Source organism: Carboxydothermus islandicus, assembly GCF_001950325.1.
Taxonomy (GTDB): Bacteria; Bacillota; Z-2901; order Carboxydothermales; family Carboxydothermaceae; genus Carboxydothermus; species Carboxydothermus islandicus.
This window is the reverse complement of the sequence record NZ_BDJL01000022.1, coordinates 1-1,957: the sequence shown is the minus strand read 5'-3', so window position 1 is coordinate 1,957 and position 1,957 is coordinate 1. Positions and strand designations below refer to the sequence as shown.

The 1,957-nt window shown below is 37.8% G+C and carries 1 protein-coding gene; it reads right to left on the bottom strand.

Annotated elements, in window-relative coordinates; all coding sequences use genetic code 11:
- Window positions 1–86 precede the first annotated feature (86 nt).
- Complete coding sequence (locus tag ciss_RS04390; RefSeq protein WP_075865088.1) at window positions 87–1,766, bottom strand: IS1634 family transposase; 1,680 nt, start codon at window positions 1,764–1,766, stop codon at window positions 87–89.
- Between the last annotated feature and the right edge of the window lie 191 nt (window positions 1,767–1,957).

Sequence of the window (1,957 nt, the reverse complement as noted above, 5' to 3'; positions counted from 1 at the left end):
TTTCCTGACTTTGTCAGTTAAAATCTTGGAACCCTTGAAAAATGGGCATTTTTATCCCTAAAGATGCGCAAATTGTACCTACACACCTACCAGGTGAACTCTTTTGCATCTTCCAGGGGCATCATGTTCTTCGGTGGTGCTATCCTTAAAATTCTTAAAATCTTATTGGCTACCTCTGTAGGCCGCATCTTGATTAGAAGTTTTTGACCATTTATTTCAACTTCAGTAAAGGTTAGAGAATTTAATGCTTCCTGAATCTTTTGGGGACTTACTTCTACCCGGTTTTCTTTTAACCGGAATTCCAAGGTTCTTTCCAGCAGAAAGGCTAAAAAACAAACAACAAAATGGCCTTTGATACGCTTTTCTGTCCAGTGAAAAATCGGCCGTACCTCTAAAGTACTCTTCATAATGCGAAAGGATTCTTCGATTTTCCATAAGGTATGGTAAGCTTCAAGCACCTTTTTAGCATCTAAATCCAAACGGCTACTTTGAATGGCGTAATAACCGTCAAAACGTTTATCCTTTTCAATAGCCTCTTCGTCCAAGAAGAATTGGTCATTTTCGCTTTGATGTTTGATGAATTTTTTGCCACCACGTTTGTTACTGGCCTTAATCTTTGCTGGCTCAAGAAGCAATTTCTCTGCCTTTTCAATTAGGCGTTTGCGGTCTTCTTCATCTTTTAAAGCTCGTTTTGCCGAGTAAGTAATTACTAATTTTTCGGGTAGTTCGTAAACTACGCCTTTTTCATCTTTAATCCGGTTTATGTGGTCAAGAACTTTATAGCGAAATTGTTCAAAGTCATCAAGATTTTCTTCTTCAGAAAAAGGATTGGCCATTTTCAGAGTTTCATAACCTTCCGGGTTAAATACTTCAGCAAGTACGCTTTGGGGCATTTTCTTGAGTCTTGTAGCTACAATGTAGTCATAGCCCAGGTCTTTGATGTATTTCAGGTTTAGCTTGCTATTTAACCCACGGTCGGCCACAATGACTACTTGCCGGATGTTAAAACGTTTTTGGAGCTTTTCTAAAGACTTGGCCAGGGTTTTACTATCTAAGGTATTGCCAGGGAAAAGTTCATAGCCAATGGGCCGTCCTTCGTTATCAATCAATAGACCCATTACTACCTGGACTTCATTGATTTTATTGTCTTTGCTAAAACCAAAGTCCCGAAGCTCATCGTTTCTAACACTTTCAAAATGAAAAGTAGTAACATCATAGAAAACTACATCTACATTCATGTTGAAAAGGGAACAATTTTTTTCAAAGACGTAATTCTCAATTAGCTCTTTATTTTCTGCCAGAAGATCCAGGCTCCGGTATAGATGGTTTAGGTCAATCTCTGGTATTCCAAGATATTGTTCACGATTAAGATAAGTAGCCAGTTTGCTTTTGGGAGATAACAAGTGCTGTACTGCCATTAAAAAGCAAGCTGAATTTAAATCAAACTGCAGGCGCGGATGATTTGCCAAATCAGCGAAAAATTTGTTTAGTTCAAATAGCTGCCAGAGTTTGCGGTAAACGATGAAACCATAATTGCGTAAAGTTCCTTCTGAGAATTGAGCTTCACCGGAAATTTTGAGAGTAGAAGAGCCATTAGCAATTTCAGCTAAACGTTCTGCTAACCGCTTAAACGAAGGATTACCTTCAATCAAATCTTTACGTCCAAGGTTAAGGATAACTTTATGTTTTACTTTACCGTTTTCCCGGTAAGCTTCAACCAAACGCACATATTCGTAATTGCCTGCTTTAACTACTTTAAGATGCATAGAAACCCCTCCAAAAAGGTTTTCTATGCATATTGTACCATAAGTTATAAGCATAAATCTATATTTTCAAGGCTATATCTAAAAATAATTTGTCCCTACATTTTCGAGAGGTTTAAAAAATCGATGCAGTATTTTCAAGGGTTTGCGGGCTTTTTTAGGCCGTTTTTCGCAATTAACTGACAAACTCGGGA

Excerpts from the sequence above, each read along its gene's own strand:
- ciss_RS04390 (WP_075865088.1), bottom strand. The coding sequence starts at position 1,766 with ATGCATCTTAAAGTAGTTAAAGCAGGCAATTACGAATATGTGCGTTTG.